At 61.1% G+C, this 24,657-nt stretch carries 17 protein-coding genes and 1 pseudogene; 6 read left to right on the top strand and 12 right to left on the bottom strand.

The features are described 5' to 3' along the window. Positions 1-25: 25 nt before the first annotated feature. Together FYK55_RS22615 and lpdA are read right to left on the bottom strand one after the other, a co-directional pair. Positions 26-520, bottom strand: coding sequence for a DUF4870 domain-containing protein (locus FYK55_RS22615; protein ID WP_161604689.1), 495 nt, complete (start codon positions 518-520; stop codon positions 26-28). Between the two features lie 281 nt (positions 521-801). Further along, entirely contained in the window at positions 802-2,193 is a 1,392-nt protein-coding gene (lpdA, locus tag FYK55_RS22610; protein ID WP_150078882.1) for a dihydrolipoyl dehydrogenase, read from the bottom strand. Positions 2,194-2,605: 412 nt separating this feature from the next. Between lpdA and FYK55_RS22605 the strand changes: the two genes are divergently transcribed. The 3 genes from FYK55_RS22605 (at position 2,606) to FYK55_RS22595 (ending at position 8,463) form a co-directional block, all read left to right on the top strand. Then, a complete protein-coding gene (locus FYK55_RS22605; protein ID WP_235908910.1) occupies positions 2,606-3,640 on the top strand; it encodes a UPF0104 family protein in 1,035 nt (344 codons plus the stop codon). A 271-nt stretch (positions 3,641-3,911) separates the two neighbouring features. Then, complete coding sequence (locus tag FYK55_RS22600; RefSeq protein ID WP_161604688.1) at positions 3,912-6,950, top strand: DUF1549 domain-containing protein; 3,039 nt, start codon at positions 3,912-3,914, stop codon at positions 6,948-6,950. Positions 6,951-6,978: 28 nt separating this feature from the next. After that, positions 6,979-8,463 (top strand): DUF1501 domain-containing protein, encoded by a 1,485-nt coding sequence (locus FYK55_RS22595; protein ID WP_150078880.1) that lies wholly within the window; start codon positions 6,979-6,981, stop codon positions 8,461-8,463. Between the two features lie 19 nt (positions 8,464-8,482). Here FYK55_RS22595 and FYK55_RS30215 read toward each other — a convergent pair whose 3' ends face one another. The 3 genes and pseudogenes from FYK55_RS30215 to FYK55_RS22585 all read right to left on the bottom strand — a co-directional run bounded on the left by FYK55_RS30215 (position 8,483) and on the right by FYK55_RS22585 (position 11,455). Further along, positions 8,483-9,523 carry an ABC transporter permease gene (locus FYK55_RS30215; protein WP_449314229.1) on the bottom strand — a complete coding sequence of 347 codons (1,041 nt, stop codon included), beginning with the start codon at positions 9,521-9,523 and terminating at the stop codon, positions 8,483-8,485. Beyond that, positions 9,523-10,120: pseudogene (locus tag FYK55_RS30210) on the bottom strand (ATP-binding cassette domain-containing protein); the annotation flags it as partial. The gene FYK55_RS30215 and the pseudogene FYK55_RS30210, both read right to left, overlap by 1 nt. 3 nt (positions 10,121-10,123) lie before the next feature. Next, positions 10,124-11,455 (bottom strand): hypothetical protein, encoded by a 1,332-nt coding sequence (locus FYK55_RS22585; protein ID WP_235908909.1) that lies wholly within the window; start codon positions 11,453-11,455, stop codon positions 10,124-10,126. Positions 11,456-12,055: 600 nt separating this feature from the next. Here FYK55_RS22585 and FYK55_RS22580 point away from each other — a divergent pair. Continuing rightward, complete coding sequence (locus FYK55_RS22580) at positions 12,056-13,195, top strand: leucine-rich repeat domain-containing protein (protein ID WP_235908908.1); 1,140 nt, start codon at positions 12,056-12,058, stop codon at positions 13,193-13,195. A gap of 193 nt (positions 13,196-13,388) precedes the next feature. On the opposite strand, the gene FYK55_RS22575 is transcribed toward FYK55_RS22580, so the two are convergent. From FYK55_RS22575 to FYK55_RS22545, 7 genes are all read right to left on the bottom strand, one after another. After that, on the bottom strand, positions 13,389-15,014 hold the full coding sequence (locus FYK55_RS22575; protein WP_150078877.1) for a hypothetical protein: 1,626 nt from the start codon (positions 15,012-15,014) through the stop codon (positions 13,389-13,391). A gap of 7 nt (positions 15,015-15,021) precedes the next feature. Beyond that, entirely contained in the window at positions 15,022-15,798 is a 777-nt protein-coding gene (locus FYK55_RS22570) for a glycosyltransferase family 2 protein (protein WP_150078876.1), read from the bottom strand. Positions 15,799-16,213: 415 nt separating this feature from the next. Beyond that, positions 16,214-17,008: a Nif3-like dinuclear metal center hexameric protein gene (locus FYK55_RS22565; RefSeq protein WP_150078875.1), complete on the bottom strand. Its 795-nt coding sequence runs from the start codon at positions 17,006-17,008 to the stop codon at positions 16,214-16,216. A 2-nt stretch (positions 17,009-17,010) separates the two neighbouring features. Further along, entirely contained in the window at positions 17,011-17,538 is a 528-nt protein-coding gene (gene infC / locus FYK55_RS22560; protein WP_150078874.1) for a translation initiation factor IF-3, read from the bottom strand. Between the two features lie 268 nt (positions 17,539-17,806). Further along, complete coding sequence (locus tag FYK55_RS30160; RefSeq protein WP_390621757.1) at positions 17,807-18,148, bottom strand: RNA-binding S4 domain-containing protein; 342 nt, start codon at positions 18,146-18,148, stop codon at positions 17,807-17,809. Beyond that, entirely contained in the window at positions 18,145-19,305 is a 1,161-nt protein-coding gene (locus tag FYK55_RS22550; RefSeq protein ID WP_235908907.1) for an endonuclease/exonuclease/phosphatase family protein, read from the bottom strand. The genes FYK55_RS30160 and FYK55_RS22550 overlap by 4 nt, the downstream gene beginning before the upstream one ends. A gap of 93 nt (positions 19,306-19,398) precedes the next feature. Continuing rightward, positions 19,399-21,906: a hypothetical protein gene (locus FYK55_RS22545; RefSeq protein WP_150078873.1), complete on the bottom strand. Its 2,508-nt coding sequence runs from the start codon at positions 21,904-21,906 to the stop codon at positions 19,399-19,401. Between the two features lie 500 nt (positions 21,907-22,406). Here FYK55_RS22545 and FYK55_RS22540 point away from each other — a divergent pair, with 500 nt between their 5' ends. Both FYK55_RS22540 and dusB read left to right on the top strand, forming a co-directional pair. After that, entirely contained in the window at positions 22,407-23,453 is a 1,047-nt protein-coding gene (locus FYK55_RS22540) for a transporter (RefSeq protein WP_150078872.1), read from the top strand. 36 nt (positions 23,454-23,489) lie between these two features. Then, positions 23,490-24,536 (top strand): tRNA dihydrouridine synthase DusB, encoded by a 1,047-nt coding sequence (dusB, locus tag FYK55_RS22535; RefSeq protein WP_150078871.1) that lies wholly within the window; start codon positions 23,490-23,492, stop codon positions 24,534-24,536. Positions 24,537-24,657 lie beyond the last annotated feature (121 nt).

Raw genomic sequence — 24,657 nt, 5'->3', positions numbered from 1 at the left:
ACCCCCGTCCCCTTTTCCGCTCGCGTTAGTCTTCCTGGAAGAACCGGATCGCCAAGGGGTAGGACCACAGCTTGCCGTCATTGGCTTTGACGGCGGCCACGATCGGAAAGATGAAGTCCAGGATCGCGACCAGAATCAGCAACGGGATTCCGATCAGGACCATACTCAGCAGGGCTCCGGCCGCGGCGTAAATCAAACTGCTGAGCAGCCAGTTCATCATCCTCGCGCCGTGGCGACGGGAGGCATCGGATTGATCCTTGCTGACCAGCCACATCGCGATGGGCACAATGATTCCCAGCCCGGAGTAGACCAGCAGTTGGGACAGGTGCATTAGCGCGCACCAGGTCTCTTCCTTCAATCCGTAAACCTGCCCGGGAACCGACGTGCCGCCAAACGGCGTTGCCCCGGGGGACTGATGTTCGTCAATGACGCGACGCTTCGCCTGCTCAAACTCGATCTCGCTGAGCGATCCCGAACGTCGCAATTCTTCCAGGCGTGCCAGTTCGTCGGACAGGTTCATGTTTTGCTCTGGAAATGAGGGAGGACCGGGGAATGCGCACCATGTTTCCCAGAACGGGTCGTTTCCGAGCATGTGGTCTGGGAAACATCGTCTTCGGGACCTGATGCAATTGCCGCGCCGATCGACCAATCACGTCTCGTCGCGCGGCGGCGTCGTTCCTTTGGACAGGAGGGGCCTGTCGTACGGGAGCTCGTGCAGGTTTGCATCCCGCACGAATTCCTAGGCCGAAATCCACGCCGGTCAGGGCGCTCCCCCCCTCGTTTCCAGCCAAGCGTCAGCGTTCAGGCGGTGTGAATGGCACGCTTGTCGACGGCCAAGGCCGCCTCATGCACGGCCTCCGACAGGGTCGGGTGAGCGTGGCAGGTCCTGGCGATGTCCTCGCTGCTGGCCCCGAATTCCATCGCTGCGGCGGCTTCGGCAATCATGTCACCCGCGCGGGCGCCGATGATGTGCACGCCCAGCACGCGGTCGGTTTTTGCGTCGGCCAAGATTTTCACGCGGCCTTCCGGTTCGGCAAGCGTTCGGGCGCGACCGTTGGCGCCGTAGGGGCACACGCCCTTGTTGTACTCGATGCCGGCTTCCTTCAGTTCGTCTTCCATCTTTCCGACGCTGGCAATCTCCGGGTGCGTGTAGACGATCGCCGGGATCACATCGTAGTTGACGTGGGTGTGCATCCCGGCCATCCGTTCGACACAGACCACGCCTTCTTCCATCGCTTTGTGGGCCAGCATGGCTCCGCCGATGCAGTCCCCCGTGGCGAACACGTTCTCCACCGACGTTTCGTAGTTCTCGTTGACCGGGATGAAGCCGCGGTTGTCGGTCTCCAGTCCAATCGATTCCAATCCGACGTCGTCGGTGCGGGGGCGGCGACCGGTTGCCAGCAAGACCCGATCGCACTCGATCGGATCTCCATCTTGGATTTCCACAACGCAGCGTTTCCCGTCCACCCGGGCGGATTTGACAAACGTCTCGGTGTGAATTTCCAGGCCCTGACGTTTGAGCACGCGGTGGGCAAGGTTGGCCAGTTCCGAATCGATGCCCGGAAAGATGCGATTCATGGCTTCGAGCACGACGACTTCGCTGCCCAGGCGATTCCAGACGCTGCCAAGTTCCATGCCGATGTAACCGCCGCCAATCACGACCAGCTTCTTGGGGACCTCCGTGTAGGACAGCGCGGCGGTGCTGTTTCCGATCCGGTCACCGTCTTCCTCGACCCCGCGCAGCGAGGCCGCGACGCTCCCGGTGCACAGCAGGATCCGATCGGCTTCGATGATCACCGGTTCGTCGCCTTCGACCACGACCGAATTGACGTCCCGGAGCTTTCCACGACCGCAATACGCGGTGACTTTTTGTTTCTTGAACAACATGTCGATGCCGCCGGTCAGCGTTTCGACCACCTTGTCTTTGCGGGCCATCATCGTTTCCAGGTCCAATTGGACGCCATCGACCTGCACGCCGTGTTGGCCCAGCCGGTGATTGGCTTCCTCAAACAGGTGGCTGGATTCCAGCAGGGCCTTGCTGGGGATGCAGCCCACGCGGACGCAGGTTCCACCGAAACGAGGGTTTTCGTCGATGCACGCGGTGTCGAATCCCAACTGTGCGGCGCGGATTGCCGCGACATAACCTGCCGGGCCGCCGCCCAGAACCACCAACTCGTGTCGAACCGTCTTCATGGGCCTGTTTCGTTTGAAAAGGAAGGTCTTGGAGCCTTGTCGGTGGTGATTTCAATCGTTCCGGCCCGGCGTTGGAAGAGGGGGCACGGGAGGAAGTTCGGCCGGCAGGCAGGAATTCGCGATCGTCTGCCAGGATGCCGGAGTGGAAGCCCGACAGGAAGTCGACCGGCCAGGAAAAGCCGGGTTCCGAGGCGGTCCCGGGAGAAGTCGCTCGGCGATTCGGCCCAGCGGTCGGGTGCCCGTTGGCACCGTCGGGGATCGCCGCTGAGGGAGCAGGCAGGAGAATGGCCGCCCGCTTGGGGCTTGTCAGCGGGGTGTGTCGCAGGACAATTCCCGACGAGCGACCGGACGCTTCGGCGGACACCGTTCGCCGCCTTCCCCGCCTTCCTACCGACCGGAAATCGTTTTTTCCTTGGCCAAATCACGCATCCGCAAGTACGCCGGTCCGGCCCTGGCAATCGCCCTGTTCCTGCTGGCGGTGCGTTTGCTCTATCACGAAGCCAAGCAAATCACGTGGGAAGAATTTGTCAGTGGCCTGACAGGCGTGCCCTTGAGCCAGTTGTTCATCGCCGCCTTTTTGATCGCGCTCAATTACGGGCTGCTGATCGCCTACGACATACTGGCGCTACGGTATGTCGCACGCTCGCTGCCCCTGCGGCGGATCGCCCTGGTGTCCTTCTCAGGTTTTTCGCTGGGCAACAATTTGGGCACGTTGCTGGCTGCGGCTCCGATTCGTTTCCGCTTTTATTCGATGTGGGGGCTGACCGCGGGACAGATCGTAGCCCTGATCTCGATCGTGGGGCTGACGTTTTGGAGCGGCTGGTGGTTCTTGGGCGGAATGGTGCTGATTTGGGTCCCGATCCAGCTGCCGGCCGACGTGGCGTTGCCTTTCGGGACGCGGACGATGGGGTTCGTGTTGATGTCCTTGGCCGTGACTTATTCGCTGATCTGCCTGTTGTGGCGCAAGCCCTGGCCGATCGGGGAGCTTCACTTGAGGCCTCCGGCGCCGGGGCTGATGTTTGTCCAGGCGTCGATCGCGGCGGTGGATCTGTTGATATCGGCGACCGCGTTGTACCTGGTCCTGCCCGCCGATTCCGCGGCCCCGTTCGCTCAGGTGTTGGCCGCCTATCTGGTCGCCATCGGCGTGGCGATGATGACTCAAGTTCCCGGGGGGTTGGGTGTGCTGGAGGTGATTCTGTTGACCCTCCTGAAGGGCAGCGTCGGCGACGCGGTGCTGGCGTCCGTTTTGATCTTTCGTGTGCTTTACTACTGGCTGCCCTTGCTGGGCGGCATGATTGCGTTGGTCGGCTACGAGATCTACGGCGGTGCGGTCACGGCTCGATCGGCGGTCGAGGGCGGCGTGCCGGAGGTCCCGGACACGAGCGAACCGGTGGTGTTGGAAACTGATTCGGGGGTGACCGAGGAAGACACCGGTGGGGTCAGCTGAGTCGCCATGGTGCCGGATCATTTGGCTGGGGTTCGCAACGCAGATATATTGGATCACTGACTGAGAAACGTTTGGGTCCGGTTTTGAACGATGCCGAAGTCGTCCGGATCCGCCCGGTTGCCGGGTTTGCGACAAGGCCTGGTCCGCAAACGTCTCCCGGTTGCCGTCCCCTTCGGTCCCGCCTCCTTCGCCTTTCCCCCCGCCTGTCATGTCGTTCCGCGATCTTGGTCCGTTTCCACGGCGCCGGCTTCCTGCCGTCTTTCGGCGCGGCATGTTTGTTTGCCGAATCGGACTTGCTTGTTTGGTCGGACAGTTGTTTCTGGCCGATCCCAGCTCGGTCCGGGCGGGGGAATCCGACGTCGACTATGGACGTCACGTGCGTCCGATTCTGGCCAAGCACTGCTTCACGTGTCACGGTCCTGACGAGGACGCTCGCCAGGCCGGTTTGCGATTGGACCAGCAAGAGGACGCGCACGCCGACCTGGGCGGCTATGCGGCGGTCACGCCGGGAGATCCGGAACACAGCGAGCTGATGGTGCGGGTGACTAGCGAGGATGAAGATCTGCGGATGCCACCGGCCGACGCGGACAACGCCCTTTCGCCCTCGCAGATTGAAACGCTTCGGCAATGGATCCAATCGGGCGGCCAGTACACACGTCACTGGGCGTTCGTTCCCGCACAGAAGCCGGCGCTGCCGAGCACGCGGCAGGCCGGATGGTGCCGGGGGCCGATCGACCGGTTTGTGCTCAAGCGGATGGAGCAGGCCGGTTTGGCGCCGGCCCCGGAGGCCGATCCGGAGACGCTGATCCGTCGCGTCTACCTGGATCTGTTGGGGCTGACCCCGACGCCGGAGGAAGTTCAGAGGTTCCTGGACGATTCCCATCCCGACGCCTACGAACGATTGGTCGATCGTCTGCTTGCGTCGCCCGCCTACGGAGAAAGGTTCGCGCGGTCGTGGTTGGACTTGGCCCGCTACAGCGATACCAACGGTTACGAGAAGGATCGTCCCCGAACCATTTGGCCCTATCGCGATTGGGTGATCGACGCGTTGAATCGCGACCTCCCGTACGACCAGTTTTCGATCGAACAGCTGGCCGGTGACATGCTCGCGAACGCCACGCGTGAGCAAAAGATTGCGACCGGATTTCACCGCAACACCATGTTGAACGAGGAAGGCGGGATCGATCCGTTGGAATACCGCTTTTACGCGCTGGTCGATCGCGTCGCGACGACCGGAACCGTTTGGATGGGGCTGACGACCGGCTGCGCGCAATGCCACACGCACAAGTACGACCCGATCACGCACAGCGACTATTACGCGCTGATGGCGTTGATGGACAATGCCGATGAACCGGAGCTGAATGCGGATCCGCCCGACGTGCTGGAACGTCGCCAGTCGTTGCTGGAACAAGTCCGTCAGGCGGAACAGGATCTGGTCGACCGGACGCTCTTTTCGCCGCAAGGTTCGGCGGACATCAAAGACGCTTTCGGTGAGTACTGCCGGCGGCAGCGGCAGCAGGTTTCCCGTTGGCGCACCGTCCCTCCCGATCGGCTGGAATCGACCAAGCCGCTGTTGACGCTGCAGCCGGACGGCTCGGTGTTGGCGTCGGGCGACGCGACCAAGCGGGATGTCTACACGCTGACGATGCCGCCACTTGATGGTTCCGATCCGGTGACCGCAATTCGCATCGAGGCGATGCCGCATCGGTCGTTGCCGGATACCGGACCGGGGTTGGCGTTCTACGAAGGACGCCGTGGGGACTTCTTTCTGAGCGAGTTGAAACTGGCGGCCGGTGAGGCTCCGATTGATTTGGGAATCGGTTCCACGACCGTTGCGGGCGGCGGAAAAAAGAACGGGACGACTTTTCCCGGAAACGTTTTGGACGGTGACGGTTCGACCGGTTGGTCCATCCCCCAGAATCAGGACAAGACCCAGCGGTTGGTGATTCCGTTGAAACAACCACGGCGGTTGGATCAGCCCTGGACGATCGAAATGCTGTTCGAGCGGCACTACGTCGCGGGACTGGGCCACTTCCGCATCGATGTCACGACGGACGACGCGCCCACCGCCAATGCTCTCTCCAGTGATCTTCAGCAACAGTTGGTGCGACATCAGGATGACGAAGCCCTGCCCGATTCGACCCGCCGCGGTCTGGCGATTGCCTTCGCGCGAACCTCCGAGATGCTTGCCGGCGATCGCAAGCCGATCGAACAGCTGCGGAAACAGATCCCCGATCCGGTGCGCACGCTGGTGATGCGCGAGCGACCGGCGTCCAATCAACGAGTCACCCGACGACACCACCGCGGCGAATACTTGCAACCGAAAGAAGTCGTGGAAGGTGGCATCCCCAGCGTCTTCGGTAGCGCAGCATCTGAACCCGCAGCATCTGAGGCCGCGGAATCGGGCCGATCCGACGTCGATCAACCGACCAATCGGCTGGAGCTGGCGCGGTGGTTGGTCAGCCGGAACAATCCGTTGGTGGGCAGGGTCACCGCGAATCGTGCTTGGCGAGAATTTTTCGGTGCCGGCATCGTGCGCACCTCCGGCGACTTCGGGACGCAGAGTGAACCACCAACGCATCCCGAATTGATCGATTGGCTGGATCGCTGGCTGCGAGATTCCTCTCCCTCGGGCGGCCGGTGGTCGATGAAACGACTGCATCGTCAAATCGTTCTATCGGCAACTTACCGCCAAGCCACGGGAGCGCCGCCGAGCGAGGATCCGGACAACCGTCTGTTGTCGGTCTTTCCGTATCGGCGGCTGGACGCGGAGCAGATTCGTGACGCGTTCTTGTCGGCAGCGGGACTGTTATCGCGCCCGATCGGAGGACCGAGTGTTTACCCGCCCCAACCTGAATCCGTGATGCAAATGGCGTACGGCAAGCCGGGCTGGCCGACGTCCGCAGGGGCCGATCGGTTTCGTCGCTCGTTGTACACGTTCAGCAAGCGGACGGCACCGTTTGCGGCATTCACGACCTTTGATGCTCCCTCGGGCGAGCTTTGCATTGCCCGCCGCGACCGCAGCACGACTCCGTTGCAGGCCCTGACCCTGCTGAATGATGCCATGTATTTGGAGATGGCCGAAGGAGTGGCCGACGATGCCGTGCGGCAAGTTCGCAGCCAGAACCCTGAAGCGGGCGATCGAGAGATCGCGACGTTCCTGTTCCGGAAGCTGCTGGTCCGCACTCCCGACCCTGCGGAGTTGGAATCGATCATGGCTTTCTACCACAGCCAATCCGATCATCCCGAGGCGTGGATGTTGGTCGCCCGCGCGCTGATGAATACCGATGAAGCGATCACGGCCCCGTGATCCGCGATCCCCATTTGAGATAACCGTGATGAGTTTTCGAAGTCGCAGCAGCAAGGATCCTGCGGAGACCTGCCACCAGGTCTCCGCCGCCAAGCAGGTGACGCGTCGCCAATTGTTTCAGTCCTGCGGCGTCGGGCTGGGGAAGATTTCCCTGGCATCAATGTTGGCGTCGGATTTCGCAATGGCCTCGGGCGATTCCGGTCCGTCGGCGAGTGCCGGGGACGCACCCGGATTGCACTTTCCTGCCAAGATCAAGCGGGTCATCTACCTGTTCATGGCGGGAGCACCCAGCCAGTTGGATCTGTTCGATCACAAACCCGAACTGACGCGATTGGAAGGCAAGCCGATCCCGCCGTCAGTTATCGCCGGCCAACGCTACGCCTTCATCCAGCCCGACGCGGCGGTGCTATCACCACGTTTTTCGTTCCAGCGTTACGGACAGTGCGGTGCGGAACTGGCCGAAACACTGCCGCACCTGTCGAAGGTGGTGGATGACCTGGCGATCATCCGCAGCGTGCACACCGACCAGTTCAATCATGCCCCGGCGCAGATCTTCGTCAATACCGGCAGCCCCATTCCCGGACGTCCCGCCATGGGCTCATGGCTCAGCTACGGAATCGGCAGCGACGCCGATGACTTGCCCGGGTTCGTGGTGCTCAAAAGCGGTGGGAACCTGTCCGGTGGCGCGGCGATGTGGAGCAACGGATTCTTGCCGGGACAGCACCAGGGCGTTCCGTTTCGTTCGGCCGGCGATCCGATCTTGCACGTCGCGACGCCTCAGGGGATCAGCCGCCAGACCCAGCGGGAAACGTTGGACCTGGTCGCTGATTTGAATCGTCACCGGTTGAACGATTTGGATGTCGACGGCATCCGGGCCCGCATCGATTCCTACGAGATGGCCTACCGAATGCAGTCGCGGGCTCCCGAGTTGATGGATTTTTCATCCGAGTCCGACGAGACGCTGGCCTTGTACGGGACGTCGCGGGAGGACGCCGGATCGTTCGCCAAGAACTGTCTTTTGGCGCGCCGTCTGGCCGAACGCGGTGTGCGGTTCATTCAGCTGTACCACGCCGGCTGGGATCATCACAGCAATGTCGAAGGCGGTCTGAGGACCCAGTGCAAACAAACCGATCAGGGTTGCGCCGCGCTGGTTCAAGACTTAAAACGTCGCGGGATGCTGGAAGACACCTTGGTGGTGTGGGGAGGCGAATTCGGACGCACTCCGATGGTGGAAGCGAGCGCCGCACTGGGCCGATCTCTCGGACGCGATCACCATCCGCAGGCATTCACGATGTGGATGGCCGGTGGCGGGATTCGCGCCGGACAGACGCTGGGAAAGACCGACGACCTTGGATTTCATCCCGTTGAAGATCCCGTGCACGTGCATGACATCCAGGCGACGATTTTGTACCTGTTGGGCATCGATCACGAGCGGCTCACTTTCACGTTTGCCGGACGCCCCTTCCGATTGACCGACGTCCATGGTCACGTCGTCGAGAAACTTGTCACCTGAAGCACAACCGGCGGTGCGATCAGAACTCCATCAACGCCACGGCGAAATGGACAACCAACACGAACAGCGTCGTCCACAACACGGTGGAAGTGATCGCGGCGCTGACGTCGCTGGCCGAGTGCTTCGGTCGCAGCCCCTGGTGATAGGCAATCGCGGCGGTTCCCAGGCCGCACGTGAGGTTCTTTAACAGGACCCAGGCCCATCCTTTGAACCACCAGGCCGAACCATCGATCAGATTGCGTTCAAAGTGCTGATCCCAGAAGTAGGGGCCGATTTGAGGATAAGAACCGGAGAAAGCAAGCATGCTGATGAACCGCGCGGCCTCAAACGCGACCCATTCCAGAATCGGCGTTCCGACCAGAAAGGCGATCGCGATCGGCAACATCAGGTAGGCACGCGGCGTGACATCCAACGTCCGCATCGCGTCGATCTGGCCGCCATATTGCTTGACACCCACGTCGGCGGCGACGGCCGCACCGCAGCGGGCCGCGATCAAAATCGTCGCCAAGATTGGGACCAGGATCCGGTACAACGCGAATCCGATCGAAGCCAACAGCTCGTCGATCAACAACGGTTGAGTGTACAAGCGGAACGGTAAGAATCGGAACGTGAAGTACGTCGATGTGAATCCGATGATCAGCCCGGCCAGGATCAGATAGATCCACGCCGACGGGCCGGCGACCAACCGGAGATAGTGCAACGTGAAGCGCGCCGCCCAGCGGACCCGCGGTACCACCGGAAGCAAATCACGCGGAAGTTGCAACGCGGCCGAGATCGCTCCGCCGGTGCCCTCAAAGAAATGCTGAACCAGTGCACCGGCGCGTTGACGCAGTGTTGTTGGGGGCGGTGCCGAATCGTCGTGACGTAACGCCGCGACAGGTACCATGCGGTCGGGTAACGCCTGCCACTGGTCCTCCGGGATTTCGACCAGTTTCTGCTGGGAGGGATCCAGCAAGTAAACTTTGTCAGCGATCGGCAGCAGCGTTTCGTAGTCGTGCGTGACGACGATGCTGGTGCGGTGATGGACCGACTGCGTTCTGCGGATCAGGTCGGCCACCATGCGACCGGTCGCGGAGTCCAAGCCGCTGGTGGGTTCGTCGTAAAGAAGCACATCGGGTGAAGACGCCAGGGTGCGGGCGATAGCCAGTCGCTGTTTCTGGCCACCGCTGAGCGCCGTGATGGGCGTGTTCTGCGGAACTCCCAAGTGTTCCAGCCATTGTCGGGCATTCCATTCTTCCGGTGGTTCTGCCGCGGCCCGTGGGTCGGCATCTTCATCGGGCCGAACTTCGGATCGATCCGCTGGCCGCCGCCGATGGTCGATCGCGAATTGAACGTTGCCGGCAGCTGACAATTCGTCGAACAACGCGAATTGTTGAAAGACGATGCCGACGCTTGGGCGATCGGTCGCGGCGCCGGTTTCTGCGACGGTGCCGGTCCAGTGCACCGCGTCACCCTGCGGCGGAAGCAACCCGGCCAGGATCCGCAGCAACACGCTCTTCCCCGCGCCGCTGCCGCCGACAATGACCGTAATCTTTGATCCGGGAAATGTCGCATCGACGCCGTCGAGTAGGCATCGATCACCGGCCCGGATCGTCAAATCGGAAAGGACCAGCGACTTGTCGGTCGCAGCCGTCGAATCGGAATCACGCTCACGCACCGTCTAGTCCTGATCGGCGAGGTAAACCAGCGGGTAGGCCATCGGACCGGTGGCAAGATGGATCCAGTCGTCGGCTGCGGCGTTGGCGTCGGCAATGATCCAACGTCGATCTTTCTTCAGGATTTGGCTTCGCAGGACGCGAGCAAAGTCGGGATCGATTCCGGTTTGCTCGCTGCCGAAGATCTCATCACCGATTTCGCGGATCACCGGTTCCAATCGTTCACTGGCCACCGCCAGAGCCTGCCTGGCGCGTTCACTGGACCAGACTTCGGCCCAGACCTGTTGCAAGCGTTGGTTTTGCACGAACGTGTCTTTCAGGATTGCTTTGATCAATTCGCGGCTGGCGGGATCATTGGCGATCTCTTGGGCGACCGCTCCCAACTCATCCCGGACAGCCTGGTTCGCCGCGACGTCGCGCATGCTGCGCTGGATCGCCACGACGACTTCATCCATGTGTTCGTTCAGAACCGGAAGTGCTTCGTCCTGGACGAACCGCTGCCATTCCTCCTGGAGCAAGTCTCGCCGCGGCAACGGAGTCTGGTCATAGATTGCCCGCCAGCCAAACCGGAACAGGGAAGCCCGATCCCAGATCTCTCGACCGATCGTTTCCACGGGTTCCTGTCCGTGTTGGCGGACGATGGGCAGGATCTCACGACGCGCCAACGGGATCAGGCGCTGGTCGACCACCTCGCGATTCCAGCGTTCCATGGCGACATCGATTTCATCGCGATGCTTGGCAACCGATCGACGGAATTCCTGTTCGATCACCGGCAACGACCGTTTCAAACTCTCCTCGACCAACGGAACGAACACGCGGGAAAGTTCCTCCCCGTGCCGCGTCATCACGTCCGCCAAGCGTTGGCGAATTCGCTCGCGTTTCTCCGGTGGCATCAACGTCGCCACCACCTCGCTCAAGCTTCCCGTGCTGTGATGCTGGGTCAGCTGGTAGTTGGCCGGAGCCTCCCCGCCGTACCACTGAAGCATCAATTCACGCGGATCGCCGCCAGCAACTTCCAGGACGGTACCGACCTGACGGAATTGGCCCGAAGCGTCTGCTTGAAACACCGGGTCACCCGGCCGGAGAAGCTGAGCCGGGTCCTTGCGCCGAATGGTGGTCTGGTCGCCCCACAGAAAGCTTCCAACGGACGATGCCGTCTGTTTCCACGTCACGGTTTCGCCGGAGGCCCCGGACAAACGGAAGCCCCAGAAGCATGCGACGGCCAACGCGAGGATCCAAAAGCTCTGGCCGAGCAGTCGTTTTTGGGAGCGGTTCAAAATGTGTGCGTCCTTCCCGAAAGATGTCGATTCGATCGTCAGCTTAACCGGTTTTTCCATGCTTTGGCGATGCATGGCTTGGTCCTGGTGTGTAGGGCTCCGTTGGAATCATTCTGAGGCGCAACGTTCGGCCTGACGGGTGTCCGAGAGCTGGCGGAGCCAGCTTGCCAGTGCGTTCCCGGGCGGGAGCCCGGGAACGAGGTGTGCGTCTTTCTGGTTCCAAGGCTCCGCCTTGGAACCCGCTGAAGGGCAGGCTCCGCCTGCCGGTTGAGATGCCGAGAGCTGGCGGAACCAGCGTGCCATTGCGTACCCGGGCGGGAGCCCGGGAACGAGGAGCGTGTCGTTCTGGTTCCAAAGCTCCGCCTTGGAACCCGCTGAAAAGCAGGCTCCGCCTGCGGATCTCTCAGTTGGCAGTTGGCGGCCCCGGCGTGCCGGTTTCGATCCATTCCCCCGACGGGCCTGCGATTCGACGCCGAGGCGGTTGATGAATTAAACTGGAGATCGCCGCGGCAGCCGCGGCAGATTCGTTCCCGAAAGGACCGCCGTGCGGGGGGCGTAGCCGAGACGTCGCCGCCTTGCGAAGGCTTTCCAACTGAGCAGGCGTTCCAGCCACCGAATCCATTTCCCACCCGCCTTCCCCACCCACCTTAGATGCTTTCGATGCAACGATTTCGACGGTTCTCCCACGTTCGCTTCATCCTCCTGTCAGCCATGTTGACGGGACTTCCGTCCGCAGTTGTCTGGGCCGACGAAAAGCCTGCCGCTGGTTCGCCGCAAGCAGCCGAACCGTCCCCTGCCGAGCAACCGTCCGACGAGAGTGGCAAGGCCGAGGGCAAACCGGCGGCGGACGAAAAAGCCGCCAAAGATGCCGATTCAAAGTCCCAGGAAAAAAAGAACGACGAAGCCAAACCGGAGGACAAGGCGGCTGATCCGGCGAAGGACAAGCCAAAAGCTGAGGACGACAAAAAGAAGCCGGCCAAGCCGAAGGAGATGAAGAAGAAGCCGGCCGACGAAAAGCCGAAAGAAGAGCCGGTCGCAGCGAAATCGGTCTTTCCCGACAAAGCGCTTGAAGAAGCGGTGCGCCAGGAAGTGTTTGCCAAACGCTACAACGATGAACCGATCACCGCCGATGATGTGGCAAAGATCTCTCGAGTGGTCGGAGTCGGAAAGCAGATCAAGGATCTGTCCGGGTTGGAGCATTGTCACGCTCTGATGCTGATCGATCTGCAAGACAACCAGATTGCAGATCTGAAACCGATTGCCGATCTGAAGCGTTTGCAGTCGGTCACGTTGTCGGGCAACAGGATCAAGGATTTGACGCCGCTGAGTGAGCTGACCGCCATGCAATTGCTGGATGTCTCACGCAACGAAGTTTCGGATCTGAAACCGTTGGAAAAGATGTCCAACCTGCGCACCCTGTACGTGGCGGAAAACAACATTGAAACGTTGCAGCCGATCGCCGAGTTGTCAAAGATCTGGTCGCTCGACGCCTCGGGCAACGAATTGAAAGCGGTCGACCCGGTCGCAAATCTGAAGTGGTTGACTTCGCTGGACCTGAGGAACAACGCCATCAGTGACGTCAGCCCGATTAGCCAACTTCCGGACATCAAAACGTTGTTGTTGGAGAACAACCAGATCAAAGATCTGACGCCGCTGGTCAACGCGGTTCAACAGGACAGCAATGGTGAGAATCGTTTCGCACCCTACCTGCGTTTGTATCTGGGCGGAAACCCGATTCCCGACGATCAAAAGCAAAAGTGGGTCGAGACGCTGAAAAGCTGCGGCGTCCGGATCAATTGACAGCGGGTTTTGCCACTTGAGTTCACCTTCCGTTCCAGGGAGGGTCGGGCGCAGGGAGGGGATAAGTCGCTCTTCTCGCTGACGGGTTGCTGTCGCCGCTTCGCGGCAGGTGGGACTGGCGATGTCCGTCGGCTGATTCCGACGGCAGGAAGCTTTCGTCGCAACGTGAGTTCCCGTCGTTTGGGACGGGACTTCAGCCGACGTGAAGCATGGATCGAAAGGTGTCCTGCAACCCCGCAAGCGGGTAGATGCAAAACGGATGTTCGCGGCTGTTCCAAATGGACGCCGCGCGGCTGCGGCGCTCCAACTGTTGGAACTGTTGATCCAATTCGGCCTCGATGTGTCGCAGACGCGAGGACATTTGCCGGTTCAATTCCGTCAGTTGATGATGCCACTGCGAGCGGTGACCCCGGGCCGGGATAGATGCCAACAGAGATCGTTTTTCTTCAATCAACTGGTCGGGGAGCTCTCCCGAGTCGGCAAAGCGTTCCGGCTGGTAGACCAGATCGCGTCGTCGTCGCTTCAGAGCGGCCAGGGCTTGTTCGATGTCCCTCGGGGAGTGGCTTTCAGCTTGCGGCAGCAGCGCGGTGGCGGAGATGACCATCATCTCCGGGGGCTGCAGGTTCCAAAACGCCGCGCTGATCAGGTCGCCCAGTTGATCGTACTTGCCGCCACCGATGCCGTGCAGAAACAAGTCGCTCAGCACCAGGCGGGCGTACATGGTGGTCACGAGTGCCCGGCTGCGGAGCTTGAACTCGGGGCTGCTCAGTGAGGCGAATGCGGCGTCCGCTGAGGGATCGTCGGCGTTTTCGATGGTGCGAAGTCGTTTGTCACGGTCGCTGATTTCCATCGTTTTTCCGCCGCGCGACAGCCGAACCCAGACGCTTCGGCGACGCGGTGATTGGTTTCCGTACAGCCAGAACGGGGCCTCCCACCAGTCGCCTTCGGTGCGAAGGTTCGGTACCGGGTGGGCATTGCTTCGAATCCCGTGGGCCAAACGGTAGCGATCCGCCGATCCGTTGTAACACCGGTGGTACCTGGGAAGATCCCGCAGGATGTGCATCGCAAACGACGCGAAGGCGTCGCTGCGACAAACAACACTTTGAGGAATCTCCAGAGTGTTCAGCCCCAATTCTGCTTCCAGACCATGGCGGGCCTGTGCAAGAGCGCAGCCGGCGAAACCGCAACGCTGAATCGCTTCGCGGGCGTGCCGCCATAACGGAACAACGGAAGGTCGTGAAACGATTCCGGCAAGCGCTTCCGCCACGCGTTGATCGAAGGTGTCAAAAAGTTGGCGATCTTGGACGAGCGATTGCTCGTAGGGAACCCCGGCGGTGCCGCGATCATAGCGGACCGTGGTGTAGCCGATTGAACCGTCGTGCGCCGAAAGGGATGGGACACGGATCGAATTGACACCCGAAACATCACTGTCCACCACCAAATTGATCGCCACGCTTGCGGTGGCTGACGCGACGTGATCCAAGGCAAAATTCTTGAACCAGACGCCTGGATGGAAGAGTTCCGGCTGGTGACCCGCCATCACGATGCGAGCATCGGCGGTGGGAACGGGGCCGACGTTCCGGTACGCGGACGTGTATCGGCCGGCGTCCCGAAGCAATTGCGCGCGAGCATCGGCCCGCAGAGAACTCAACTCGGGCGGATACGCTTCCGCCCGCTCCCGATTTTCAGAAATGGATTGGCCGGCCCGGCTGAGCTCAGGCTGAATCAATCGCTCCCCGTGTCCGCGCGGCGCGCGGAATTCCCGGAACTGTGGCAGCGGCTCAGCAAGCGAATCGGTTGACCCAATGTTCAACTTCAAACGTCTCTCAGTCCGTGGGGTGCGAGCAGACCAGATCGCCGCTGGAAGCGTGGGTGACGTGTCGGCCGGAAGCGCAAAGCCGAGCGATCTCGGTGTCGATGACGGCATTGTAATGAGCCAAACGCGTCTCGGCGTGATCGAGCGCGCCACCGAACGAACGTTCCAGATCCAGGTAGATCAATGGAACGGCCATCTCGACGATTCGCAGCCCGGCCTCGGCCGCCTGCACCCACAACTGCAGCGGCATGGCGTAGCCGGTGTCGGTGATCTCGAATTGACGCAGCGCCTCGCTGCGATAAGCCTTGAACCCGCAGAAGGAGTCTGTCAGCTTCAGCCCCAACCGGCGGTTCAAATCCGCCGTGATCCGGCGATTGATAAACATTCGCTCTTCGGGCGGAGCATCGTCACCATCGAAGTGGTGTAGGTAGCGGCTGCCGGAAACGATGTCAGCCGATTGGGCCGAATCGATGAACGCGGGGATCCGCTTGGGCTGGTGCTGGCCGTCACAGTCCAACGTGACCACGCCGTCGTAGCCTTGGTCCAACGTGTATTCGAACGCCGTTTTCAACGCGGCACCGTAGCCACGGTTTTGTTCGTGACGGATCACCGAAACGTCGCTTCGTTTCGCTAGCCGCTCGGAAGTTCCGTCGGTCGAGCCGTCATCGACAACCAGGACGTGATCGGCGTACTGGACCACCTGATCCAGAATTCCGTCCACGAAGTCGACTTCGTTGTAGACCGGCAATGCAGCCAGCCACGTTTCGGTTCCAGTTCGTCTCGTCATCTCGTTTCCTGGGGATCAAATCTCAGCCGTGCAACGGCTCTCGCAATCAGCGGCGTCGGCCATCGGAGGCGTCTCCGCCACAACCGTTAACGATGCCTTCCGCCTTGGAATACCCGTTCAACGGGCAGCCCCTTACATTTCAACGCGGGATCGCAGGCATTTTGGCGCCGGTACGGGGTTCAAATCCGGCGCCATCGGCAGGGCAAACGCCTGCCTTGGCAATGCTGGAAAGTTCTGCAATCTTTGCGCCGGATCGCGACCAGGTGCCGGATCCGCTGATAAAACGATAGGGGACCAGCAACCGCGCGGCGTTTCGTGGGCGATGCCCCCAGTGAGAACCCGCGGAGGTCCCCGGTGCGGGCCGTCCACGCTGCGTTAAACGCCCATTCTAGGGGTTGCGCCCCGTCGCACAGGCTCACAGTTGAACAATCGGATCCGATTCCCGACGGCTTGGCCAAATTGACAGTTGCGGCCAGTTGGCCGCCATTTTTTCTGCCAGGATTTCCATTGCGAAGCGTTCGCTCTGGTAGTGACCCAGCAAACCCAGCCCCATGCCCAATGCTTCCGCTTCCAGGCACTGGTGAAACGTTGCTTCACCGGTGATCAGCAACTGACAACCGGCGCGGTGGGCGGCGCTGACAAAGGAACCACCGCTGCCACAAGCGAAACCGACGCGTGTGACCGCCGAATCGGGGGTGCCGACCATCCGGACGGGGCCGGGCGAGGCAGCTTGCCGGGCGCAGCGTCGAACAATTTCCCCCACGGGCTGGGGTGCTGGCAGGTCACCGTAGCGGCCGCTACCAAGCGTGGCGGCGCCCTCGGGGGGCAAGATCGACTGGACGTTTCGCAGCTCCAACGACTCCGCCCACGTCTGGTTGATGCCTTCGGACGCCGAATCGAACGCGGTGTGGGCGCTGTAAACGGCGGTTTGCGAACCGCACAGGCTCCACAGCCATCGGCCCGTGAGCGTGTCGCTAGTAATTTGCGACAGGGGGCGGAACGGGATCGGGTGATGCGAGACGATCAGGTCGACACGTTCCTGGACGGCTTCGTCGACGACCGAATCGGTCACCGTCAGGCACGTCATCACGCGTTCGACCGACCGATTCGGGTCTCCGAGCAACAATCCGACGTTGTCCCAGGATTCGGCGAGTCCGAGTGGGGCGATTTCGGCCAGCCAACCGCAGACCGATTCGAGGGAAACCGACATCGCTACTTCGGAGCGATCATGCAGATCATCCGGCGGCCGTGCTGCTGCGGAGCGGTTTCGACCTTGCCGAATTCGCTGAGCAACTCGATGACCTGTTCCATCACCTTGCGGCCTTCTTCGATGTGAGCCATTTCGCGTCCTCGGAACAGCACGCTGACTTGGACCTTGTCCTTGTGCTTCAAAAACTTCTCGGCGCGGCGAATCTTCGTGCGAATGTCTTCGTCGCCGGTTTTGGGACGCAACCGAATTTCTTTGGTCTTGGTATGGCTCTGATTTCGGTTGGTTTTCTTGTTCTTGTCATACTTATATTTGCCGTAATCCATGATCCGGCAAACCGGTGGCCGCTCGTTTGGGGCGACCTCAACAAGGTCCAAACCGACATCCCGAGCACGTTCCAGCGCGTCTTCGGTGGGGATCACTCCTAACTGTTCGCCCGTTTCGCTTACCACACGGATGGGGCTGATTCGGATGCTGGAATTGATGCGGACGGTGTCGCGATTGTCTTGTTGGTTTCTTCGTGCCAATGCCACTAAAGAGTACTTCTCCTGCCGGTTGGCATTCCGGACATGATTGAAAGGGCCCGAACGGGAAACGTCCGGACCCCAATGGTCCGGCTCTTGTTCGGGGAAACAACGATCCGCAACGTGCGGGCGTTGCCATTAAACATAGCGTAGTCGAGCGTCCCGCGGGGAATAGGGGGCAAAAAACCGCCTCCGCCGGTGCACTCGCGGCATTAAGTATCGAGCGGTCGATCGGCGAGCGTCAACACTGAATTCAGCGGATCGCCGGACTTTTCGGCTAACATTCGAAAAACGATTCGTCCAAAACGACCCGTTGGCCCATGGTTTCCACGATGTCGCCGAGGAAAAGTTGTTTTCGACGCCGAGTCTCCACTTCTCCGTTGACCCGCACCTGACCATCCTGGATCCAGATCTTGGCTTGGCCGCCGGTCCCCACCAGCCCGCAACGTTTGAGAACGTCGTCCAGACGCATCATCGGCCGATCCTCCCCCGGCCGATCCCGCAGCCGTCCGGAAGCATCGTCGCCCTCGGGGCCGCTGGCGTTTTCTGCGACTGAGTCTTGTCGCGGGAGCGAATCCCCCGCTTGGGATGAGGCATCGTGCGGCGGCGGTGTGGTCATCGGATCCTAAAACTCGCCAGGACAGGGTAGTGATCGCTCAGGTCTCGTTCCTCGTCGGGGATCTCCCAGAAGTGTTCCCAGTGCCGCAGGGGATCGTCCCGTTCAGCCCGGATCGCCAGCGCCGGCAAAACAGAGACCGATTCGAAAACCAGATCCGGTGCCGCAGGATCGTCGTCCAGCAGCGACTGGCTGACCAGAATCCTGTCAAAGTGCTTGCCCAGCAGGTGCGTGCTACGCTCCGCCGCGGGCAGTTGCCGGGTCAAATCAACCAGGTCGTCATCGATGGCATCGGTTTCCATGCCGCACAGGATACCCAGGTCGGTCCCTGGCCGTGGCTCGTCGCCCGTTTCTTCGGTGTTGAAATCGCCCAGCACGATGACGTTGCCGCCTGCGGCGATCGCGTCGGCAATCCAATGATGCGCCAGGCGGGCCTGGCGTTGACGAATCGAGGCCGCTTCCGGACGGGAACGCATGTGAACGTTCAAGATCGTGACCCTTTCCTGACGGTCGCCGGCCGGGACCGAAAAAACGCCGAACAGATGTTTGCTGAGGTCAAAGAATGTTTGACTGCGTCGCATCGCCCGCGTCTGCTTTTGATGGGAAATCGAGAGTAGATCCGCGGGGTCGCGCACCAAAAATCCGACGTCCTGTTCGGTGTAATGGTCTTCGCTTTCCATCGCAAATTCTCGATACGCCTGCCGATGGTGTCGCGCAATCGCCCGGGTCAGGTACCACAGCACCCGTCGGCTTTCAACTTCTTGCACCGCGACCACCGTTGGCGACCGGGAGGCGATCGCCGATGCGACCGCGTCGCGACGCCCGTTCCAATCGTCTCGCGACGGGGAGGATTTCTCTTTCGCCAAAGCGCTGTGGTTATCGCCTTGGTACTCGTCAAAAAACCACTCCAGGTTCCAAGACATGACCGAAAACTCAGTCGGCGGTTCCTGAGCTTGGATGCGAATCCAGCGATCCGGCAGGCAGGCCGTCAAAACCAGCGAGATCAAAAGAACGGAACAACGCACGGCGGAAACATCGGGCGAGAGAGGATCGGAGTCGTGTCCCAGGCGGACCCGGCACTTCCGAAATCCTAACGCGTCGCACACGATTTGTCCCGTGTCCAGCAGGACCCCGCGGCGTTGAAACGGAAAGCTCGCCAAGCACGGGATCGGGTGGCCTGCTCCGCGAAAAGCGGCGTTGAGCGACGCGGCCTTCACGGATTGAAAGCCATCTCTAGAAAACCGGCCCGGCTGCTAAGCCGCCTGCTGTCGATCGCCGTCATCCAAGCCGTCAACCGCCGCACGCTCGCGTCGCAGCGATCGGATGGTGGCGGTTTGCTGATGAAGTTCTTCCTGCAGATTGCGAATCGTGGCGTGGGCCTGTTCGTTTGCGATCAGGCTTTGCTCGTGTTCGTCGCTGACACGTTTGAGATGCGTCATCAGGTCGGTGTTCTTCGCGCTCAGCAGGTCGTTGTCGGCTTGAAGCTGGTGCGCTTTGGCCAGCTCCTTTTCCAACTGGCTGACCACGGCCGATTGTGACTTTAGGTCGTCGGCTGTTTGCTGGTACTGCGAAACCAAAGTTTCACACTGCGTCGATTTGGCGGCCAGTTGGCGCTGCAGCTCTTCGATCGCCACGGCCTGGCTCTGGATCTCGGTCCCCAGATTCTCCAACTGCTGTTTCATCTGGACGTTCTCGGCACCCAAAGATTCGGCCAACTCGGTTGCGGCGGTCAAACGCTGCTGAGCGGTCTGCAGCTGTTTTTCGGTGACCTCCAGGCCGGCGAGTTGTTCGCGAAGTCGAACCACCTCGTCACGCTGCTCGGCAAAGGCCCTGGTTTGCAAGCCGCTTTGCTGTTTTAGCTGCACGACGTCTCGTTCGCTTTGGTGCAGCCGCTTTTCAAGTTCCACGACCGAATCGATCCGCGTTCGCAAGGCGTCGGCTTCCTGGCAGCGCCGGTCCAATTCTTCGGCAAGCTGTTCACCGTGTTGTTGGGATCGCAGCAGGCGATCCTGTTCGCTGGCAAGCTGTTGCTCCAGTTCATCCATCACCTGAAGCTGCTGCTCCAGTTGCTCAACAAGGGATTGCTGATCGGTCAATTGGGCAAGCAGGCGTCGGGTCTCGTTCTCGCTGTCCTGAATCGTCCGGTCACGATCGACCAGATCCTGTTGCAGCATCGCGTATTGCCGTTCGATTTCTCGCAGCGATTCGATTTCGCGATCTTGATCGTCAAGGCTTTCCCGCAGTCCGGCTGCATCCTTTTCCAAGGTGACAATGCGTGCCTCCAGCGTTTCCTTGCGTTGCAGCAGTTCCTGGTGGTTGGCATGCAGGGTTTCAAAGTCCCGCTGACTTGCCTCCAAGTCTTCCACGGTTTGTTCTCGCTCCGTCAACTGGCGTGTCAGTTGCTCGATGGTTTCCAGATGGGATTCCAGCTTTTCAGCGAGCGATTGGGATTCCAGTTCCAGCGGGGCGATCCGTTCGCAGCGTTTTGCCAGCTCGGCAATCTGCGTGGTTTTTTCGCTGACGTTCTGTTCCAGAGAAACCTTCGCGGCTGTTTCCTGTTCCAGTGATTCGGCCAAGGTCTCGGCGGCCGCAAGGTGTTGCTTCAGGTCGTCGCGCAGGGTCGCGATCAGGCGATCGCGATCGGTGACTTCGGCGGATCGGCTTTCGAGCTGTTCCTGCAGTTCGGCGAGTTCTGATTCGGCAACCGACAACGTTTGCGATTGCTGCTCCAGGCGTTCGATTTGCGCCTGTTTGTCCTCCACCAGGTCCGCCAACCGCTCGTTCTGGTCCGCCGTCCGTTCGGCCTGGTCCAGAGCGGCCACCAGTTGTTGCTGCATCGTTTCGATGTTACCGACGGTGGCGGTGTATTTTTCGGTCGCCCGATCGCGCTGCTGCCGGAGCGTCTCGATTTCATGACGCTGCCAATCCAGGGTTTCGTTGTGGTCGGTCGATTGTTCGGCTGCGTCGCGCGAAGATTGTTCGGCCGCCTCGCGCATGGCGTCCAGTTGCGAATTGAGTTGATCGATCACCTCGCCGCGGCGATGAATGACGGTTTCGCTTTGACCGATCTTCTCGTTCAGTGAGGCGACTTCCTGGCGCAAGGCGTCGGCGGTTTCCTGCGTCTGTTCAAGCTCCGCTTTGTACTGGCTGATCAGCGCTTCACGTTCCTGGACATCGGTCTGCGTGTGCGACCCCATGAACTCGATCCGTTCCTGCAACGCTTGGATGTCGTCCTGGCGAGCGAGGAGTTGTGCGCTCAGTGTTTCCATTTGCTCGCCCTGGAGGCGCAGCTGTTCTTCCGCGGACTGAGCCGACCGCTGATGCTCGGCAGCCTGATCCTGAGCGGTTTGTTTCTCGGACGTGGCGGCGTCCAGCTTTTCGACGAGTTGATTCTGCTCCCGCTGGGCTGCTTGAAGTTGCTCGGTCAGTTGCTGCAGTTGCTCGTTGGCGTCGTCATCGTCGTGGGAGGGTGCTTCAAATGCCGCTTGTTCCAGTTTTGAGTTCTCGCGGCGAAGTTCCGCAAGCGATTCGCGGGCACGTTTCAGGTCCTCGTGACTCTCCTGCAGCGATTTGGTCAGGGTCAGCTGTTCCTCGCGATTCGCTGCGGCATCGTGGTCGGCGACGGCCAGACGCTCTTCGTGCTCTTGAAGTTGCTGCTTGAGGGCCCCGGTGTCCTGGTACCAGATCAAATGGCCCAGCAGCAGACCGGCCGCAATGAAGATCAAGATCGAAACGATCGGGAGACCAAAGATAACGCCCATCTGATGATTCCGTTCTGCGTCAAATTGCACTCGCGGACCAGGGCCACCGCCGTCCGGCCATGGGGGAACACGAGAAAATGCGTGATTGGAGGTCTTTCAACCCGCGAAACCGGGGCTACACCCTCGGCACCGCCTGGGCGTATAGCAAACACCGTCGGTCAGCGTCGAGCCAGATTCGTGGCCCGCGGGCAGGGATGCGGAAGGTTGGCAGGCGGAGCCTGGGGGGCCGTGGGTTCCAAGGCGGGAGCCTTGGAACCAGAGGCGTGTCGGGTTCCGCCAGGGATCGTGTCGGGCTCCGCCTGGGACTTGGCGTAGCGACGCTCGCCAGAGCGTGGCGGTTGCCGCTCAGTCAGGCCCTTCATCGCCATCGGGTTTTCCGATTCTGTCGATCGGGCTGGCTGAACGGGATTCGTTGCGACGGGTGCTCGGGTTGGTCGATTCAGATGGCAACGGCTCTTGCCGCCCCCCCGGCTCACGCTCGACTCCGAATGGGATGCTCCATGGCCAAGTTTCAACTCTCCTGCCTGCTTTCGCTCGGCCTGTTCGTTGGGGCGACGACGGCCTGGGGCGACGATTCCGGACGCAAAGGGTTGGCGGACAAACACGGACCGGCGGGCATCATGGGGGACCACCTTCACGAGCAGGGTGAATGGATGGTGGAGTACCGGTACATGAACATGTACATGGACGACAACCGAGTCGGTGAAACGACGCTGAGCGATAGCCAGGCGATCGCATACGGTGCCACCAGCAACCCGATCACCAATCGCGGCGCGACGCCGACCCAGATGACGATGGAGATGCACATGGTGCACGTCATGTATGGTGCCAGCGATGACGTCACGCTTTACACCATGTTGATGTTGCCCAGCTTGACGATGGATCACCTGCGTGGCCCGGCGAACCCCGCGGGGCCCGGGACCGATTTCACGACACACAACAGCGGTTTCGGCGACACGACATTGGGGGCGTTGATCCGTCTGTACAGCACCGAACGCTGCGATTGGATCCTGAATCTGGGCGCATCGGTTCCCACCGGCGACATTTATCGCACCAGTTCGGCGCCGACCGGGGGCCTGGTCTCCCAGCCCTTGCCCTACCCGATGCGTTTGGGCAGCGGGACGTTCAACGCCCGTCCCGGGATGACGGTCAAGTACTTTGCGGATTGGTGGAGCTGGGGGGGACAGATCCAAACGGATCTGCCGATCGGAAAGAATTACCGCGACTACCAAGTCGGGTCGGAGGTGCGTCTGAACACCTGGACGCAGTACCTGTTGACCGATCAGGTGGCGTTGTCCTGGCGGGGTGAGCACGTGTGGCGTGACAACTACGACGGGGCCGATCCCGACACGCCCGATGCTTTGATCAGCACCAATGTCGAAAGTTTTCGTGGCGGCTATTGGTACAACATGGGATTCGGTGCCCAGGCGATGTGGCGGGGAAACTATTTCAACGCCGAAATCGTCCCCACGCTGGGTCAGGATTTGAACGGGATCCAGTTGGAGACGGACTACTCGATCATTGCCAGTTGGTCGCGGGCGTTTTAGAGTGACGGTGTTTCCACACCCCGCTCTGACTGTCCCATGTCGCGTCCCTTCCCGCCCCCGCCGTTTCGCATCGGCGACCTGGTCGTTGATCCGCCCTTGTTGCAGGCCCCGATGGCCGGATTCACGAACGCCGCTTTCCGCCAGATGGTGCGGGAGTACGGCGGCGTCGGTTTGATCGCCACGGAAATGGTCAACGCCCGCGGCTTCGCCTGGATGGACGAGCACGTGGCCGAGCACCCCGAACGTCTGTGGGGGGTCGCCGACGAAGCCCGTCCGCTGGCCGTGCAAATCTGGGACAACGATCCGGCGACGATGAGCAAGGTCGGACGGCGGCTGGTCGAGGAGTATCAGGTCAGCGTGGTCGACATCAATTTCGGCTGCCCGGTGCGTCAAGTCACCGAAAAGGCCCACAGCGGCAGCTACCTGCTGCGAACACCCGGGCGGATGTTTGAAATCATTTCCCGCCTGGTCAAGGCCTGTGCCCCGACGCCGGTCACGGCCAAGATCCGCTTGGGCTGCAGCCCCGAGACGATCAATTGCAATGAGGTCGCCCGGGTGGTCGAAGAAGCGGGCGCGGCGGCGTTGACGGTCCACGGCCGCACCGCCAAGGACATGTTCCGCGGGCATGCCGACTGGGATCGAATCAGCGAAATCAAGTCGCATCTGAAGCAGATCCCATTGATCGGCAACGGCGACTTGGACTCGGCCCAGAAAGTGGTCGATGCATTCAAGCGGTACGACGTCGACGGCGTGATGATCGCACGGGCCTGCCTGGGGCGACCTTGGTTGTTTGCCCAGGCCGCCGCGGCGCTTCGTGGGGAACCGGTGCCTGCGGATCCCTCACTGGCTCAACAGCGTGACTGCATGCTGCATCATTACGAGCTGGTCAAGCAGCGGTTCGGGGAAGAGAAGGGAACCGTGCTGATGCGGAAGTACGCCTGCTGCTATGCCCAGGGAAAGTACGGCGCCCGGCACTTCCGATCCCATGTCGCCAACGTCTCCTCGGCGGACGAGTTCTACCGGGTGGTCGAAGAGCATTTCCCGATGAAGTCCAAGGAAGAAATGAAGGCCGAAATGGCCTGAGGCGGCAGCGGCTGCTGTCGCCCCTCCGGGGCTCGGAAGCGGGAGAGGTCGGAAACCGGGGCCTGGCGGCCCCGGCAGGTGTCTGTCGGGCCGCCGGCCCTGAGTGTTGCCGGCCCTGAGT

It is taken from the genome of Roseiconus nitratireducens, from assembly GCF_008629675.1.
Classification (GTDB): Bacteria; Planctomycetota; Planctomycetia; order Pirellulales; family Pirellulaceae; genus Stieleria; species Stieleria nitratireducens.
The sequence above is the reverse complement of the archived record's forward strand: the minus strand, read 5'-3'. Positions and strand labels throughout refer to the sequence as shown.